Genomic DNA, 19,184 nt, shown 5'->3' with positions numbered 1-19,184 from the left:
CTCCACTTAAAATGCTATGTAAAAAACCAAACGTTCTTTCAAAAAAATTGATATCTTCGAGAAATAGCGAACGTCATATTCTGGATTCCAAATATTGGAAGTCTATGACGGAATTTACCACAACCCTTTCCGCCAAGGAAGAGCGCATACTATTATTTTTGTAAAAGACTAAAGACAGCAAGGGAGTTGCTACGCTGAAAATTAAAAAAACATGAGTTCATCCCGAATTTCATCTAATCAGATTAAATTCGGGATGAACTGTGTTCATCTCCAAATTTTTTTCGGAAAATCAGAAAATTTTATTTGGCAAAATAATGTTTTAGTCTGTATTCCGGATCAAATTTTTGTCCAGTTATAGCTATAGTGAAAGCGATTTTCAGCAACTTATTGGCCACCGCAATCATGGCTACTTTAAATGGTTTTTTCTTTGCAATATAGAGTCTTTCAAATAGTTCCTTACATACAGGGTTAAACCTTTTGGCACTTAAAGCACATTCATAAAGTAACTTTCGAAGATAGGATGACCCTAACTTGCAGATGTGTGAAGCTCCCTTAACACTTACTCCTGACTCGTATGTCCGAGGAGCTAACCCCACATAGGCTATCAAAGCTTTATATGATCCAAACTTGGTAAAGCCTCCAGTTATTAGGATTAAGGTGGCTACCGTTTTGGGACCTAAACCGGGAATTGATCGTAAAGAAGCCTCTAATTCTTTGTAATGTTCTTTAATGCTATTATTGATAAGGCATTGTATTTCTTGTAAATGTTTCTCTAATTTTACTATTTGGCACTTTATTATTTCAAGGGCTTCTTTACTGGGGTCTGGTACAAGTTCAAAGTTTTTTTGTTGATTGATTAATGCCGTCTTTTGTTTTGTTAATTGTGCAGAAACTGTCATTAACTGTTGAAGTTGTCTTAAATGTGTCGGTGGAGCTGTCCAACTTTCAGGCTTAAATACTTGGCCATACTGGGCAATAACATAAGCATCTACCCTATCTGTTTTTGCCCTCTTGAGATTCAATCGAGAAAAATACTTTACACGCAAAGGGTTGACTACACTAACACGTTTATCATGCTCAACTAAATATAATGCCAACCCTACATGATAAGATCCCGTTGCTTCTATTATGCATAAGTCCTGATCACTAAGGTTTTTAGCAAACTTTTGCCAACCTTGAGCATCATTATTAAAACGGCTTTCTTCTAATAGAGCCCCTTGTGATAAAACGCAGACATCAAAACTATCTTTTGATATGTCAATTCCTACAAAACGATCAGATTGTTTCATACTAAATCGGTAAATTTGTGTTGATAAAATAACTTCTGTTATGCCTCATCTATCTTACTCAGGCTTTTTGCCTAACAAACTGTCCGAGGTGAAACAGAGAAAAGGAAGCGGGACTGGCTATCCCGAACTGTCTTAATGACAAATGACTCATTATAGTCTTATGCCGCTTCCTTATTTTTTCATTTCAAATTTACCAAATTTAATTTCCTGCCCCTAAGGTAAGATGACTCTTTTACAAAAGAAATAAACCGCAAAACCTGCCTTCCGTCGCGGCAGCAGGCAAGGTTTAAAACAAGTAACCGCAAAATTTAGAAGTGTTTGGGTCGTGGGTTAGGTGTTTTGCGACAAAAAATGACTTTTTCCCAAAACCCAAACCTTTTGCCCACTCACTTTTACACCTGCCTTCCTGCGTCAGCAGGCAGGTTTTAAATTCCTTGTTTTACATTTTACATTTAAAAAATACTTCAAATAATCAAAAAATTTCTATTTCAGACAGTTTTTGAAAATTCGGGATGGCTCATGTTAATCTTTTATCGGAAAAAAGTTATCATTTCCCTTTCACAAATCGCTTGCTGATCAGCGTGTCACCATACCATATATTCAGCTGATACATCCCGGCGGGCATCCCGATTTTCTGAAGGTCCAGGTTCAGACCCAAAAGGTCATCTTCGATGGCTTCAAAGTAAAACCGTTTGCCGTTGATGTCCACGATCTCGAGGATCATTTCCCGTCCGCTGACCTGGTTGAAACCGATGTTCAGGAATTCATCCGCAGGGTTAGGATACAGGTTAAAATCAAAAGGTTTTACACCTTCCGCGCTGATATCGGTTACCTCCTGAACAGGTGCGCTTAAGCCTTCATTAATGCTGCCGGTTACCGAAACATGGTTGAATACCGCCGTTGTAGCAGCGTTGGCATTATAGCTGTCCGTGAACAAGCCGACGTAAACGCAGTCGTCCATGGCGATATTCGACTGGAAAGCAAAAAACCAGTTCACCCCATTCGGAGAAGTGTATCCCACAAAACTGTTTCCCGTCCTTACCAGTCTCAGCCAGTGGTGACCGATCCTGAATAATTGTTTACTGATAGCATATCCGCCGGTCGTGGTTCTTACGACCCTGTGGACGAAGGACCCCAACTGAGTTTTGAGCTGGGCTGCTTTCGAATAAGTGTCCAGCGTTTCACGGATTTCAATACCGGCCCAACCAGGATTGACTATACTTTCTATATGGGCGATGATCTCTACATTTCCGCATATTTCCTGGAAAGCAGAATGCTGAATATCATTTAACGGTGTGGGATATCCTGAGCTGCTGACCGTGAAATTTCCTCCACAGGGTGTGTAGGAAGCATCCCCGTTGGCTAGCCCGATGTCTTCATGGGCCCAGTTTGTCGGCAGCCCCGTTCCTTCCACAACACTGACCGTTGCCGTGCATTGATCCGAATTGCCGCTGCTGTCGAAAACGGTAAGGGTAACGGTATTGTTTCCAACATCGTCACAATCAAATGCTTCATTATCTAACGTCATATCCGTTATAAAGCAATTGTCTGATGAATTGTTGTCGATCTCCTCAGGGGTAATGACCGCTGATCCTTCAGGGTCAAGTGCAATGGTAATATTCTGGCAGGAGGCCTGCGGTGGAATTTTATCTATTACGCTTACGTTGGCAGTACAGGCATTGGTATTACCATTGACATCCGTAACTGTGAGGGTAACGGTATTGTCGCCGAGGTCATCACAGCCAAAAGTATTTGGAAAGACAGAAACCTCCTCAACACCACAAGCGTCGTTGGAACCATTGTTTATCTGGAACACATAGAGGGAACCTGAACCCTGGCTGTTTAATTTTACCTCTCCGTTGTGACAAAGTGCATTGGGCGCTACATTGTCTTCAACGGTGACGGTGGCGGTGCAGGTGTTCACATTTCCATTCACATCTTCAACAATCAATGTGACCATATTGGTTCCTACATTTGAACAGTCAAAGCCCGTTGTAGAAGCCGAAAGCCCTGCAATACCACAGGCATCACTGGATCCGTTATCGATATCGCCGGTAGAAATAGACCCGTTTCCGTTGGCATCGAGTTGCACGACAGGATTTCTGCAAAGAGCCTGTGGAGGGACGCCGTCTTTAACCACAACAGTCGCCATACAATGGGTTTTATTGTCGTTGTTATCGATAACCGTTAGGGTTACTGTATTTGTCCCGACATGGCTACAATCAAAGGCGGTTTGCGAAAGCAACAAACCTCCGATGCCACAGGCATCATTGGAGCCATTGTTGATATCCGCGGCTGTAATGGAGCCATTACCTGAATCATCAAGTTGCACGGTAGTATTCTGACAAAGAGCCTGTGGAGCTACATTGTCTTCAATAGTTACTGTTGCAGTACAGGTACTTATGTTAGTATTGTTATCGGTAACCGTTAAGGTAACAGTGTTTTCGCCGACATGGGTGCAATCGAATGTCGTTTGAGAAAGGGACAAACTGGCGATGCCGCATGCATCATTAGAGCCATTATTTATGTCATTTGTTGTTATCGAACCGATCCCTAAAGCTCCGAGTTGTATGGTCGCATTCTGGCAAAGGGCAATTGGCGCTTCATCATCCACCACCGTAATGGTGAAAGAACAGGGCATTCCTTCGTTCTCATTTCCATCGGTTGGCGTAATGGTTGCGGTATATTCCCCGACAGGAAGATTGATTGCCGACCCCCAGCTACTCTGGTACAGCGCGCGCGTATAATCTCTTAGAACATCACCATTAGCGTTCACCACATATTCATTGGCCAATATGGTGGAACCGCAGTTATCACTCAGACTATAGAACATTTCATAACTCACCGAACAATCCTCTGAATTATCTTCTGAGATAGTCAGGGTAACATTACCATTAAGGCCACAACTGACAACCGGTGCGATATTGTCTGTCACGGTTATGGTTGCACTGCATGTCGCCGTTTGATCGGTTTGGTCGGTCACGGTAACCATGACACTATGGACACCCACATCCGAACAGCCATAACTCAACAGGCTGGCATTATCAACGGTGAAGTCAAGAACGCCACATCCGTCAGAACCCGCGTCGAGTGCTGCCACCGACAAGCTAGCATTTCCGGAAGCATTAAGGGTTACCGTTTGGTTCTGACAACTGGCAACGACCGGCGTGGGTATTTCCTGTAATTCATAAGCTCCCATATCTACATTGCCGTTGTTGTAGAAGCGGGGATTACCGTCGAGGTCTTCCGTCGTGGTATTTGCAGAAGAACCGAAGGCACCATCACCCGTGTCAATGGCGGGGGAGCAGACCTGAAGGCGGAAGTTACCATTGGCAGGATCTACAAAGAGAGGGTCTTCGTTCAGGTTGCCAGTGCCCGGGTAACCACCTTGTATGATAGAATAGCTCACGTTGGCAACATTGCTGAGACTTCCCAAATTACTAATACTTCCGCCATTATTCCAAACAATACAATTGATAAGGGTTGGTTGGGCATCCACATTTTTTATCGCCAGTCCACTATTGCCGGTAAAAGAACAATTCTGAAAACGAGCGGAGGCAATATCATTAAAAACCTCTCCCCCCGGATTGGCAAGGTCGTTTGCGAAAAGACAATTGATAAAAGTCGGTGTGCATGGATTGCTGTTAAAAACACCGCTGCCAAAGGATGAAGACTGGTTGGCAGAAAAAATACAGTTGATGACCAGCGGAGACGATAATGAGTTATACATGCCTCCTCCTCTACTATCCTGAATACTGCCGTTCGCATTACCCCCGCTGATGGTAAAACCGTTGAGGATGGCAGTATTGTCAAGACCGTTATAATTGTTAGAAATGACGTGGTAACTGTTGTCTGTTTCGTCATTCACTGTACCGATATCACCACTCAGGATGGTTTCATATGTTGCCAAGTCTCTTTCCGAAAGTTGCGTTTCGGTGCCGTTAAAACCGCCGTAAATGGCCACTCCGTTTAACATGGAAAAAGAAATGCTTCGGTCATTACCGGAAGTAGGATGATAGGTGCCGGCAGCAACCCAGATCCCGGAAATATTGGAACAAGCGTTAGCCTGTACCAGGGCGTCCTGCAGGTCCGTGAAAGCATCGGTCCAGTTTTGACCATTATTTATACCGGTGGCATTGACATTTACATAAATGATCCCGCTGGCAAAACAGGTACAAATGTCCACAACTGCCTGATATTCATAAACACCCATGTCTATTATGTCATTATTGTAGACCCGGGAATTTCCATCAAAATCGTTGGTGATGCCAGCCGGGAGGGCATTATTATTTCCGGCATTGATGGCAGGTGAACAGTTTTGGAGATGAAAATCATGGCTTGCCGGGTGGATAAACAACGGGTCGGTGTCCAGGTTCCCGGCACCTGAAAAGCCCCCTTCAATGATCGAATGATCCACTATCGGGTTTCCCGAAATAACGCCGTCATTACCCCAAATGATACTGTTCGAAATTTGCGGAGTGATTCCGGAATTATCAATACAAACCGGATTTTCGTTTCCGGAATGATTATCATAAAAAACACAATTGGTCATTACGGTACCGGCATTTATGTTGGCCATTGCTCCGGCACCCTGGGTACTGTTATTGTTGTAAAAAATGCAATTGACGAAAACCGGGGGAGCAGAATTGGAATGATTATAAACGGCTCCTCCGGATAAGTTACCCTGGTTATTCCTGAAAACACAATTGACTATCCTCGGTGAACTGCCTGCGTTGTGTATCCCACCGCCATGCCCGGTATCCAGGGAGCTGCCATTGGCATTACCGTCCTGAATGATGAATCCGTCAAGGATGGCAGTCTGGTCAATCGCGTAGGCACCATTGAAGATCACATTGTAGCTGTTGTCACTATTATCTCCCGTTATGCCTATGTCCCCACTCAGGATGGTTTCGTTGGTTACCCAGTCGCGTTCGGAAAGAGAAGTTTCTGTTCCGTTAAAACCGCCATAGATGGCAATTCCACGCTTTAGGCTAAACGATTTCAACCTGTTTGTGCCATTGGCAGGCTTATAGGTTCCTGCTGCCACCCAGATCTCGGTCACCTGATTACACGTATTTACGTAAGTAAAGGCATCATTGAGGTCGGTAAAGGCATTTGTCCACGAATGGCCGGAATTGTTTCCGGTAGCTTGTGGATTTACGAACAAAATATCTCCCGGGCCGGTAGTTCCTTCTACCCAGTTGGAACTGTTGCCATTTAATGCAAAATTATGGAGAACTCCTGGGGCATTGGCCATTTTCAGGTTTTGTGCCAGCTCAACCCCGGTATTGTTCCCATTGACGATACCGTGGTCAAAGTCGAACCAGTTTGCTAAAACAATAGGAAATGTATTGGAACCGTCGCACATGATCTGTTCAATAAACCCATCCAACGCAAATGACCAGATCCCCACCTCGTCAATGGTACCATTCATGAATTCTGAATTGCCCCCAAATGAGCCCAGGAAAAATCCGCTATTGAAGGCAGGCAGCGGTGTGTCGGAGGAATTGCGCTGATCCACCAGTTGGCCATCGAGATATGACTTGAAACCATTTACCGTATTGCGCTGCCAGGTGAAGGCCATGTGATGCCAGTTGCCGTCATCAAAGCCGTTACCTGCCAGCACACCAATGGTGCCACCGTCATTCGACAGTATGTGCATACTGTTGTTCCAGGCGGCTACGATAAAATCGCTACCATTTTGCATACGCACTGCTGATTGGCCGTTGGTGCCTTTGAACCAGTAAGCAACCGTAATGGCATCCCCCCCGGGGAAGAAGGTATTGTCTCCGCAGTTATCAAATACCTCGACATAATCATCAGTACCGTCAAAGCTCAGTCCGTTTTGTGTGGTTAAGGGAGGAATGTCATTGACAGGATCAATGGTAATGTCCTGATATTCATAAGCGCCCATATCTACAATGCCGTTGTCATAAAAGCGAGGGTTTCCATCCAGATCGGTGGTGATGCCAGCGGGAAAAGGGTTGTTGTTTCCGGCATCGATCGCAGGTGAACAGGGACTAAGGCGAAGGTTTCCACTCAAAAGAGGATCGGGAGCCGAAGGGTTGAAATTTTCTATAAAAAGCGGATCTGAGCCGAAAATATTGCCTGATCCAAAATTAAGATTTGCACCATAGGAGGTTTGCTGCAACTGCAACAATGTGCCCGATATAGTGACATAAGGGGTGTTTTGCCCGTTTTCAATATCTGCCCCCGGAACCTGTGATGAACCACCTTTTGTATTTTCCCAGAAAATACAATTTGAAACAGTAACATTATTTGTAAATGAAAAACTCATTAATCCCCCGCCAGATTGTGATGCAGAATTTGCCGTAAAAGTACAATTCGTTATTTGCTCATGGCTATTGATATAACTGGCAATTGCTGCTCCCGCAACAGCAGAGTTTCCTTTAAAAATACAATTGACAATTGGAGAACTACAATGATTGTTAAACAAAGCACCACCATAAACGGCCGCCGAATTTCCTGTAAATTCGCAATTTATTATCTCTGGTGAACCACCAATGGTATATATACCTGCACCGAATGAATTTGTAGCCACATTGTTGTAGAATCTGCAATTAATGATAGCCGGTGTGGCATTACTATTGTAAATACCCCCTCCGTCGAGAGCTGAGTTTTCTTTAAAGGTGCAATTCATGATTTTGGGGGAAACCCATGAATTAAACAAGCCACCACCGGCGTTATTATTGAGGTAATCCTGATTGGCGTTTCCGGCAGTAACAGTAAAGCCATCCAGGATAGCACTGTTATTCAACCCATTGTTTTCATTCTTAATCACGTTGAAACTGTTATCAGAATTATTCCCCTGGATTCCAATGTCCCCACTAAGCATGGTTAAATTTGACACCCAGTTTCTTTCCGAAAGTTGTGTTTCCATTCCGTTGAATCCACCGTAAATGGCCACGCCGGTAACCATAGAGAATGAGATACTCCGATCCGTGCCGCTGGTGGGTTTATAGGTGCCCGCTGCGACCCATATCTCGGTTACATTGGGGCAGTTGCCAGCCAGGGCAAGAGCATCCTGCAAGTCGTTGAATGCATCGGTCCAGGAGGTACCATCGTTATTGCCGGAGGCATCATCGTTGACATAAATGATGTTGGTGGCAGGGCAGCAGTTGATTCCATCATCAACCTGATTATTGCAGTTGTTATCAAGGTTGTCACATATTTCGGCAGTACCGGGGTTGACATTTGGATTATTATCATCACAATCAGTGTTATTGGCCACAAAACCCGCAGGAGCACTACAGGCCTGCTGGCTGATATTCGGATCGCCGTAGCTATCGCCGTCCATGTCGCGATAGAAGGTATTGAGCACACCTTCATCGGTCTGGTTGTTACAGTTGTTATCGAGGTTGTCGCATATTTCCGTGGCCCCGGGGTTGATTCCCGAATGGCCGTCATTACAATCTCCACCACCGACCAGACCGGTATAGCGGTAACCTGTACCGGGAGAAGTACACTGGACCATAGGACTGCCCGTGTAATAGTTGTCGTTATCGGCATCGAGGTACCAGACAGTATTGGGATTGATCGCTCCGTTGTTGTCGTCGCAATCGCTGTTGTTGGTAACATAACCAACAGGTAGGCTGCAAGCCAGTAGGGTATTCCCCGGATTACCGAAGCCATCATTATCAGCATCGCGGTAATAGGTAAGGTTCAGACCTTCATTAACCTGATTGTTGCAGTTGTTATCGAGATTGTCACATATTTCGGCGGCCCCGGGGTTGACTGCAGGATTGCTGTCGTTACAATCTCCGCCGCCGATCAGCCCGGCATAACGGTAAAATGTACCGGGAGAGGCGCATTGTGTGATACCTGTACCCGTGTAATAGCCATCATTGTCGGCATCGAGGTACCAGACAGTATTGGGATTGATGCCTGGGTTATTGTCATCACAATCGTCACAATCGTTGAAACCATCCATATCCCCGTCATCGGCACCGAACGTCAGCGAATAAGTCAGGGAGCCGTTGGAAGCTCCGCTGAAATATATGGTCGCGGAGTACGTGCCGGGGCCGGGAGCTGTGATGTTGGTTAGCTGACAGGTAGAGCAGCTGAAGGTGAGCCCGGCCCCGGACCACGACCAGGTGCAGGGGTTGTCTTCCGGACAGATAATGCCATTCGGTCCTACATTTGTCATTTGTAAAGTGGTAGAGCAGAGCGGAATACTGAGTTGCGCAAAGCTTTTTACAGCAAAGCCGGAAGAAAAAATAAGGAAGAAAAAAAATAAGGCTTGAAATTGTTTTTTTAAATGGAAATAGGCACTGAACATGAGGAATAGGTTTATTAAAAAATTATGATTTTCAATTCCCTGTAAAGGTCAGCGTGTGGCCGCAAAAGGCCGTTCATTTTCCATTCAAGAAGGTGGACTTTCCATTCAAAGGCCCTGTTTGTTCACAAATTGCTGGGGGGAAACGCCGAATTCTTCCGAGAAAACCCGGCTGAAGTATTTAGGGTCAGAAAAGCCCACTTCATAAGCTACCTCGCTGATGTTTTTCCCTTTGGCCAACAGTAATTCCTTGGCTTTTGCCAATCGGATGGAGCGGATGAAAAGCGTGGCATTTTTTCCCGTCAGGGCGGTTAATTTTCGGTGTAATTGTGGCTGACTCATAGCCATTGAACGGCAAAAAGTTCCCACGGAGAAGGTGACATCAGGCAGGTGATCCAGGACAATGGATCGGGCTTTTTGTATAAAGTCCTGTTCAGGATCAGACTTGGCAGAAGCTTCGGCATTGGGTGCTGTGAAGGCAGCGTTCCGGTATTTTTCCTGAAGATGGCGCCGCACCTCCAACAGGTTGTCCAGGGTGGCCCGCAATTCCTCCTCATGGAAGGGTTTGGCCAGGTAGGCATCAGCTCCCCTGCGCAACCCCAGGATGCGATCCTTCACCTCCGCTCTGGCGGTCAGCAAAACGATGGGAATATGACTGGTACGTTCGTCTTCCTTCAGTACCTTGCACACCTCAAAGCCGTCTTTTTGAGGCATCATGACATCGCTGATGATCAGATCAGGCACTATCTCGAGGGCCTTTTCTATTCCATCAGCTCCATTGTAGGCTAACTGTACAGCAAAGGTTCCCTTTAAACATGAGACCAGGTATTCCATCACATCCGGATTGTCCTCAACGATGAGCAATTGAGGGAGTTCCTGATGACCCGGGGGCGACGGTCTTTCTCCAATATCTTGCAATTCCCCGGCAGGCACGGGAAGGCTTGCTTCCTGAAGCTCTGCCTGTTGGTGGATAGGGAGTTGTACCCGAAAAACAGTGCCCTGGCCGGGCTGACTTTCAACTTTTATTTCCCCTTCCATCGCCTCGACGAGTTCTCGGGTGAGGGCCAGGCCAATCCCGGTGCCTCCTACCAGAGCTTTCTCCAGATGGCCAGCCTGATGAAACCGTTCGAAAATATGGGGAAGGTCTGCCGGTGAAATACCGACTCCGGTATCACGCACCTCCAGGATCAGTTGGGGAAGACGTTGTCCTGAGGCTGCAGCTACCCTGATTTCCAGCTCGACCTTGCCCCCAGATGGTGTAAACTTTATCGCGTTGGACAGCAGGTTAAAAACGACCTGCTGAAGCCGCTCAGGATCATAGTCCAACACGATTGGGGCATCGGCACTTATTATTGTTATGCCAACATTGTGAACAGCAGCGAGGGAGTGCAGACTCTCGACCACATATCGCAAATATGGGAGCACATCACCTTGAATATAGTTGAGCTTTAGTTTATCGGATTCCAATTTGGCCAGATCAAGCAGTTGGTTGATCAGACGCAGCAGGTTTTCACCATTTCTTCGAATCAGGTCAAGCTTGAGTGCGAATTCTTTTTCGGATAAGTCTTTTTTGCTCATCCTGAGTTGCCTGGAAAGCCCCAAAATGACTGTAAGAGGGGTGCGGAATTCGTGGGTGATATTGACGAAGAAGCGGTTTTTGAATTGATCCAGTTCCTTGAGGCGGAAAGCTTCCTGCACCTGTAGACGTTGTCGCAGCTGTGTGTGGTAGATGAGGTTCACCATCAGACCGGCCAGCAGGGCATACCCCAGGTAGGCCCACCAGCTCAGCCACCAGGGCGGGCGAATGGTGAATTCCAGTACGGCAGGTTGTTCGCTCCAGGCGTCGTCGTTGTTGCTGCCCAGTACCTGGAAGGTGTACCTTCCCGATCTTAAGTTGGCGAATTGCACACTGTTTTTGGAGCCTAGTTCGACCCATTTGTTGTCTGTATGGGTACTCAAAAAACCTTTGCGTGCCAAATGGTAACGATACTGGTTTTGCTCCGGATTAGTAAACTCCAAAGCGGCAAATTCCAGTGAGATCAGATTTTGACGATGGGTTAAATCAAGATAAAGGGTTTGTTGATCCTTCTTTTCAAGGGCAGGAGGAATATTTCCTTTCTTCTGCAGCGGTCGAAAGCTTGTCAGCTGATTGTTAATCCAGACGCGGGTGATCGCTGTGGTGGGTTGATATTCGTTAAACAGGAGGCTGTCGGGATGAAAGACCGTCAGGCCATTGATACCGCCAAAGATCAGGTGCCCATCTCTTGTACGCAGGTAGCTCGACTGGTTGAATTCATTGCTTTGCAGACCGTCGGCCACGGTGAAGTTACGTGTCGATTCGTCGCGTATATGGAAACGGCACAACCCTTTGTTGGTGCTGAGCCAAAGGTGGCCGTTGTCATCGGGCAGGATGCCATAAACGACGTTGTCCGGCAGGCCCTGCCCGGTTTTATAGTGCTGGAAGGTGCCTGCCTGCCGGTCCAGCCGGTTCAGCCCGCCACCCTTGGTGCCCACCCACAGGAATCTGCCGGGATCGAGCGGGTCGGCGGCTACACTGAGCACCGTATTGTCCGACAGGGAGGTACGGTCGGCCGGGTGGCTCTTAAAGTAGCGAAAACGGTAGCCATCCCCGTCAGGTGTCGCCTCGATCAATCCTTTGAAGGCAAAGATCCAGACCGTACCTTCATGATCTTCGTATAAAAATTGCGAATAGGTGAAAGTGGGCGATGGCTCCGGGGTGTGGTCAAATGGGATCAGCCGGCTGTGTCCCGTGGCAGGGTCAAACTGATGCAGCCCTTTTTCGCTGACACTGAGCAGTTTTCGGTTTTTGCAGGGTATCAGGCCCATTGCTTTCCAGGGATATTGGCGGGCAGGTGTCCCCAGGAGAAAAAGGGAATCGGCGTTTTTATTTGCCCAGCAGTTTCCCTTGGAATCGAAAGTGATTACCGTCTTTCTTTCCGTTTTGGAGATTGGGATGGCCCAAGGGGTAGGCATGCCTTTCCGAAAACCGGCGGAGGGATACCGCTTTTGGTAATCAGATTGGAGATAAAGATCCCCGTCCGGACTCTCAGTGATCATGCGTTGGGAGGTAAGCGGCAGATAACTGCTGAACCCTGTATTTTGAAAACCGACCCGTAACATTCCGAAGCCATTGGTGGCCAGCCAAAGATTTCCGGAACGATCGAAGGCAATGGTGATGGGGAAGTAAGCAGGGCTTTGGGTGAAAGCCTGGTCGTTGGCCCATTCCAGCTCAGGAGGTCCTCCAACAATGAATTTTTCAGGATCCCATTTTTGGAATGTATTATCGGTGTACTTCCAGGCCCACAGGAAGCCATTGCGGTCGAACTTGTATCGGCCATAAGGCAGGCAGGGTATCAGCCGGGGTTTTCCTTCATCGGTATTCCACACCCACATGTCGTATTGCGCCTGGTAATACAACCCTTCCAAGGCGGGTGAAAGGGCAATGAGCCAGATCCTGCCGTGGTTGTCTTCTCCTATGATGTCTACTGAGGTGCCTGCAAGGGCTTCCACTTGCAGGGATCCGTCAGCCGGATTTACACTGAAAACGCCCTTTGAGGAGGCGGCAAGAAGGGTTCCCTTTTTAGAAAAGTAAACAGTACTGAACAGCCCCCCAGGGGATTCGATCCGGGTTACCGGCAGTTCGGGAAAAGCATTGCCGGCCCTGGCGGCCGTTGTCAGACTGCCTTTGGGTATCTCTATCTTCCATAACTTTCCGGCTACGGTTATCCAGATTGTCCCATCTGGCGTCTCGGTGAAGGAAATGGAGTCGCCGTTCAAGCCCCGTATGTCCGGGATGATATGAAAAAAACGTTCGGTTTGGGGCAATAATACGTCCAGCCCTCCCGGACAGGCTACCCATATCCATCCCCGGCTGTCTTCAAAAATTTTCCACACTTCATTGGAAATAATGGAAAAGGGATCGAAGGAGTCGTTCGTAAAAACTTCGAAACGATAACCATCGTAGCGGTTCAGCCCGTCTTTGGTCGCAACCCAGAGAAAACCGTCTCTGCTCTGGCACACATCAAACACCTGCCCCTGTGACAGCCCTTCGTTTACCGATAGCAGGCTCACATTACTTTCCGTTTGACCGAACAAAACAACGGTAAAACAGGAGAATAACAAGACCCAAATTTGTTTCATAACTCCTTATACTTGCAAGCCTGAAAAATAAGCATTCCAGACGGAAAAATAAAGGTATGGGGGAGTTTTGAGTTTTTTTTATTTTTCGAGCAAAACTCTACCTGCCTGTCATGGTGGCAATAAGCAGGAAGAGAAATAGGGATTTTAATTATGACATGGCTAAATTTTTATTTCTACCATTAATTTATCCTTAAAATATGCCTTAATACTTAAAGTTTCCCCATCCCAAAAAGCGCTTTCATCCTGGTTCCTTGAAACTTCGAGGATTGTGCCGTTTACGTGAAGCAGGTCTGCCGGATGCACTTCAGGTTCTCCTAATTCACCCCACCAGCCACCGCGGGGTCATGGGCTGACGGCCGGTAAGGCTGGTGTAGTTGCCGGCCAGCTTGCCCCATTCATCCGCTGCGGCGATAAGATAACTCATTCGCCCTCCGACGGCTTCAAAGGAAAGGATGTTGTTTTTGTAACTATACGAAATGTTGAAAGGCGATTTATTGATGGTCACACTGATGCCATCCGTTTCATAAAAGATGGAGTTGGCATCCTCCCGGTAATCATCCCTGACTTTGGACGGATGGCCGTCTATGGCATAGCACGGAGGGTTTTCTTCTCCTACCGGGGTGAAGACCACCTGCAGGGTACTTTCAGAAAAAGCGGTCATATCAATGGTTCCGTCAGAAGTGGCGATTCGGATGCCATCGGGTAAAAAGCTGCTCATCTGCAGGGCTAAAATCATCGTGTGTCCTGTCAGGTGGTAATTCGGGCCCTTCGACAACATTGACCATTTCGGCGGTGCTTTGGTTCCAATTGCAGCTTGTGTCTAATAACAGTACCTTTGGTGCTGGATTTCAGAGTTGTTTTACACTATGGCTAGAAATCAAAGGATTATTATTGATCTTGTTCTTGGGAAAATTATCTGCAACTTTTTACTTCGTTTTTCGTATAATAATAAGTTGTCTCATGCCGGTACATGACCAATTTCCCAACGAGAAAAAGCAGTGGGAAAAACTTAGGCAGAATACAAATTAATGTTCTTTTTAATATAAACTTGCTCACTGTCAGGTGTTTCCCTGATACTTGGTTGCTTTCCATGCAAATGGTCTGTTCATTCATGAATCGTCAATGTCCAGCAGCAAAAACAGTGTTGATCGGAAGCCAAAATCTGGACTGATATGGATAAAATCCGGATATTTGCCAGTGTTTAATCCTGGTGTTATTCAGGAAGATTAATATGACATTTAATATTAAGACTCAGACGGTCAGGTTACTGTCCATGGTTTTTATTGCTGGCTTGGTATTGTGTTCGGGTTATGGTCAGGGGCTGCAGCAGCTTCAACCCTCCTACATCGATCACTTTTATCAGGAAGATTCTCCCTATTCCAGGACCTGCTTCAGTGAGGTTTATTTGGACAAGAGCGGTCGTATGTGGCTGAATGTATGCGGGAGTGAGCGGGTCATCAACTCTGTCGGACTATTTCGGTTTGATGGGTATCAGTTTCAGCCGGTTGAGCTTTTTGAAGATAATGGAAACCCGATCGTCTCACCAGCACTTAAAGGTGAGTTGGACGGCGGGCAATTGTTAGGATTAGCGAATTCCAACCAGTTCTTTTTCTTTGATCCTGATTCAAGGGTCATTCAGCAGCTTCCTTTTGCAGATACTACTTTTCAGAAGATAAAGCTTTCCGGATTCGATAAGGTTGGATCAACCGTTTATACTCTGGGGTTTTCGGCTGATCAGGAGATCCATCTTTTCAGAGTAGAGGATGGCACTCTGGTAAAAGAACTCTCCCTGGATTATTCAGAAGGTACCTGGGGGGTGCAAAATTATCCGCTGGTGGTGGATGAAACCGAATACTGGCTGACGGGGAACAGTTTTCCATTGTACCGGGTAGACCGTAAAAGCGGACAGGTCAGGAAATATGGTTTGGAAGATTTGGTCAATACTGGCAAGATAGACGTGCCTTCGATCAGTATATTTGAGGATCAGTTTATGATATTGCTCAAAAAGGAGAATGGTTCCGTATATCTGTTTTTACCTAATTTTTACGGTAATAGATTTTTGATCTTCGACCGGCAGGCCGACCACTTCGTATCCATGCGCAGTCAGTTTCCTGCCGATTGGAAACCCCGGAACTTGTTTAAGGATGCCTCGGGTAATATTTGCTTTCTTTTTGAGGACAAATCGGGTCAATACCGTGCTGTTCTGGAAGATAAAACCGGTAAGCGGTACGACTATTCGGCAGTGCTTTCCAAGGTGAAAGATATTCGACGGTTGGTCGCTAATGATTTCAGGGGACAAGTTTATGCAGTTGGAAATTCCGGCCTTTATTCCATAGGGGTGAGGGAAGAAGAATCCGTTCGGCAGGCTATGGCAGGAAAATGGATCAGTGCTATGGCACCACTGCCCGACGGACGTTTGCTGGTCAATACCGTCAAAGAGGGAATGTATTGTTATGATGAAAAAGAACAGCGCAGCTTTCCATTCGAAGGGCCTGAATGTGGTTTGACTCCCCTTATTTTTGAAAAGGGGATGAAGCAACAGATCATACCGGATGAAAATGGCAACCTCTGGATGATTGCAAACCAATATCTGCTAAAGTATCATCCCGCTAATAATACTTGCGATGGATACGATCTGGGGCAACAAGGCCGGCTTTTTGCTTTGTTACGTGATCACCTGGTGGCTGTTCAATATGGTGATAACTCGATCGGGTTTTATAATCTTGTGACCCGGCAACCAGTAGATTTTGGGCCGGGGATTCCACATGAGCTGCCCGCCTTTATCAGGGATTTATTTCTCGACTCGAAAGGACTACTTTGGATACCCACCAATGATGGGCTTTGGCAATTTGATCTTAAAAACCGGAAAAGCCGGCGCTTCGGTGCGGAAGATGGCTTTGCCGATATCCGGTTTACTTCTATCTATGAGGATGAAGGTGGCCGGTTATTTCTGGGAACTTACTATGGAGGATTACACCGATTCGATCCTCAATCTGGTGATATCACCATCATCGATCAGCAGCAAGGATTGTCTAACAATGCCGTGATGAGTATCATTCCCGATGATGAAGGATTTCTTTGGGTTGGAACGGAATATGGAATCAACATTGTTTCCCCGGAAGGGGAAGTAAAAAATATCCTATATGAGGAAGACGGTCTCATTTATGATAAGCTGGAACGTTTTGACCCACTCAAACTTCCCGATGGCCGCTTGCTCTTTGGCAGCAGACAGGGGATTAGTATTATAGACCCGCAAGGGGTGAAAGCAGCCTTTGCAAGCAAGCAAGATGTACAGATCTTCCTTACGGAGCTGTCGTTTTTTGATAAGCATCAGGGACATGAGATTACGTTACAGAAAAACCTGGAAAAGCTGGGCACTATTGAGCTGCCTGCCGAATATCCCGGTATCCATCTGCATTTTGCGTTATCGAGTTACCTCGAACCCCACAAAAACCGTTATGCTTACCGGATAGAAGGCAAGGATAAGGAATGGCACTATTTAGGCAATCAGCCAGAACTTAACCTCAATCGCCTGCCCCCTGGCCGGTATCGGATCCTGATCAAAGGAGCAGATTATAGAAACAATTGGACGGAAACGCCCCTGGTCATTCCTATACATGCCCGGGAGTTCTTTTACAGGCAAGGCTGGTTTTATTTGCTGGTGGCTTTGCCTTTTGTGGTGTTTGGCCTGATCTGGGCACGCAATAAGCAACTTGAAGCCCGTCGCCTGGAGTTGGAAGTCGCCAGAAGGACCAAAAAAATAGAAGAAGATAAACAAGTGATCGCCCGGCAGGCAGAAGAGTTGAAACAACTGGATGAGCTTAAGACCCGCTTTTTTACCAATATTTCCCATGAACTTCGCACTCCGGTCACCCTGATCCAGGCCCCTTTGGAAGACTTGCTGCAAAAATATGGCACTTCTCTTGAGCAATGGCTGGTAAAAAGGCTGCAATTGGTTCTCCGTAATACCCTTAAGCTAAGCGGCCTGGTCGAAGAGTTACTGGAGTTGTCACGTCTGGAGGCCAAAAAAGCGACGCTGAATGAGAAGCCCATCCCTCTGGCCGGATTCTGCCGGCAACTTTTCAGTGCTTATTCCTCTGCGGCGGATATGAAACAGATTGTTTATACCTTTCACGCTGACCTGGCTGAGGAGGAGGATTTCCGGGTCGATCCTGGCAAGTTGGAAAAAATATTGAACAATCTTCTGGCTAACGCGCTGAAGTTTACCCCTTCAAATGGAAAAGTTGACCTAAGGCTGTTCCAATCTGACAGTGAGCTGGTCATGGAAGTCAGGGATAATGGGCCCGGCATCGCGGCGGAGGATCTTCCATATGTATTTGACAGGTTTTACCAGGCCAAAAAGAATGTAGGTAGTAGCCAGAGTGGATCCGGCATTGGGCTGGCTCTGTCGCGGGAGCTGGCAGTACTCATGCAGGGGACGCTAACAGTTGAAAGCAAGAAGGGTGAAGGGGCTTTGTTCCGGTTGTGCCTGCCCAAAAAGCCGGTAAATGCAGATCTCACCTTTGATGGTGAAGGTGTTTTACAGCCTGAGCAATTTATCCTGCCAGCTGTTTCCAGGATTGCTTCTCCAAAGGTAATTGACAATGTATGGCCTGAAAAAAGAAAGCTGCTCATCGTTGAGGACAATGAGGATATGCAGCAATTGTTATACTCCTTGCTGGGAGACCAATACGATTGCCAGGTCGCTTCTAATGGGGCAGTCGCCTGGCAGTGGCTCGAATCCGGGGATCCGTCGGTTCAAGGTGTTGAACTCATCCTGTCTGATGTTATGATGCCTGAAATGGATGGTTATGAGTTACTGGAAAAGGTTAAAGCTCACCAGGAGTGGCAACAGCTGCCTGTGATTATGCTGACAGCCAGAGCAGCGGAGGAAGATAAACTTCAGGCGCTGCGTATGGGGGTGGACGACTACCTGCTCAAGCCTTTTTCGCCAGCTGAACTGGAAGCACGGGTGAGGAACCTGCTCCATAATTACTACAAGAGGAGGTCATTTCGTAAAATAGAACAAGAACAAGACGTTGAATTTGTATTAGAGACAGAGGCTTCAGCTGATCAAATTTGGCTGAAGCAGGTAGAGGAGGCTGCCAGGGACGCCCTGGCCAGACAAATAAAATTAAATGCTTCTTACCTTGCCAATAAAATGTTCCTGAGTGAACGACAGTTTTCCCGCAGGCTCAAGTCGGCTACCGGTCTTTCACCAAGTGAATATTTACAGGAAGTAAAACTCCAAAGAGCCCGTTATCTACTGGAATGTAAGGCGTATTTAACGGTTAATGAAGTAGCGGCTGCTTGCGGTTATAGTTCGGGCAGTTATCTGACAAAGGTTTTTCAGGAGAGGTTTGGCCGATTGCCGAGTGATTACTTGTATTAAAATAAAGCCTTTGAGCTTATTATTCGTTGGCAGCAAGCCGAAAATT

At 46.6% G+C, this 19,184-nt stretch carries 5 protein-coding genes; 1 reads left to right on the top strand and 4 read right to left on the bottom strand.

Features of this window, described 5'->3' with window-relative positions:
- Window positions 1-299: 299 nt before the first annotated feature.
- The 4 genes from H6571_15420 to H6571_15405 form a co-directional block, all read right to left on the bottom strand.
- Window positions 300-1,289: an IS110 family transposase gene (locus H6571_15420; protein ID MCB9325129.1), complete on the bottom strand. Its 990-nt coding sequence runs from the start codon at window positions 1,287-1,289 to the stop codon at window positions 300-302.
- A gap of 547 nt (window positions 1,290-1,836) precedes the next feature.
- Window positions 1,837-9,456, bottom strand: a complete 7,620-nt coding sequence (locus H6571_15415) for a T9SS type A sorting domain-containing protein (GenBank protein MCB9325128.1) — start codon at window positions 9,454-9,456, stop codon at window positions 1,837-1,839.
- A gap of 237 nt (window positions 9,457-9,693) precedes the next feature.
- Window positions 9,694-13,746, bottom strand: coding sequence for a response regulator (locus H6571_15410; protein ID MCB9325127.1), 4,053 nt, complete (start codon window positions 13,744-13,746; stop codon window positions 9,694-9,696).
- A 319-nt stretch (window positions 13,747-14,065) separates the two neighbouring features.
- Complete coding sequence (locus tag H6571_15405) at window positions 14,066-14,524, bottom strand: DUF4968 domain-containing protein (GenBank protein ID MCB9325126.1); 459 nt, start codon at window positions 14,522-14,524, stop codon at window positions 14,066-14,068.
- Between the two features lie 453 nt (window positions 14,525-14,977).
- Here H6571_15405 and H6571_15400 point away from each other — a divergent pair, with 453 nt between their 5' ends.
- A complete protein-coding gene (locus tag H6571_15400; protein MCB9325125.1) occupies window positions 14,978-19,138 on the top strand; it encodes a response regulator in 4,161 nt (1,386 codons plus the stop codon).
- Window positions 19,139-19,184 lie beyond the last annotated feature (46 nt).

The organism is Lewinellaceae bacterium (assembly GCA_020636105.1).
In the GTDB taxonomy this organism is placed as follows: domain Bacteria; phylum Bacteroidota; class Bacteroidia; order Chitinophagales; family Saprospiraceae; genus BCD1.
This window is presented reverse-complemented; position numbering and strand designations above follow the sequence as displayed.

Bases quoted from the DNA above. Each gene is read 5' to 3' on its own strand.
- H6571_15420 (MCB9325129.1), bottom strand. From the start codon at position 1,289: ATGAAACAATCTGATCGTTTTGTAGGAATTGACATATCAAAAGATAGT.
- H6571_15415 (MCB9325128.1), bottom strand. From the start codon at position 9,456: ATGACAAATGTAGGACCGAATGGCATTATCTGTCCGGAAGACAACCCC.
- H6571_15410 (MCB9325127.1), bottom strand. From the start codon at position 13,746: ATGAAACAAATTTGGGTCTTGTTATTCTCCTGTTTTACCGTTGTTTTG.
- H6571_15405 (MCB9325126.1), bottom strand. From the start codon at position 14,524: ATGTTGTCGAAGGGCCCGAATTACCACCTGACAGGACACACGATGATT.
- H6571_15400 (MCB9325125.1), top strand. From the start codon at position 14,978: ATGACATTTAATATTAAGACTCAGACGGTCAGGTTACTGTCCATGGTT.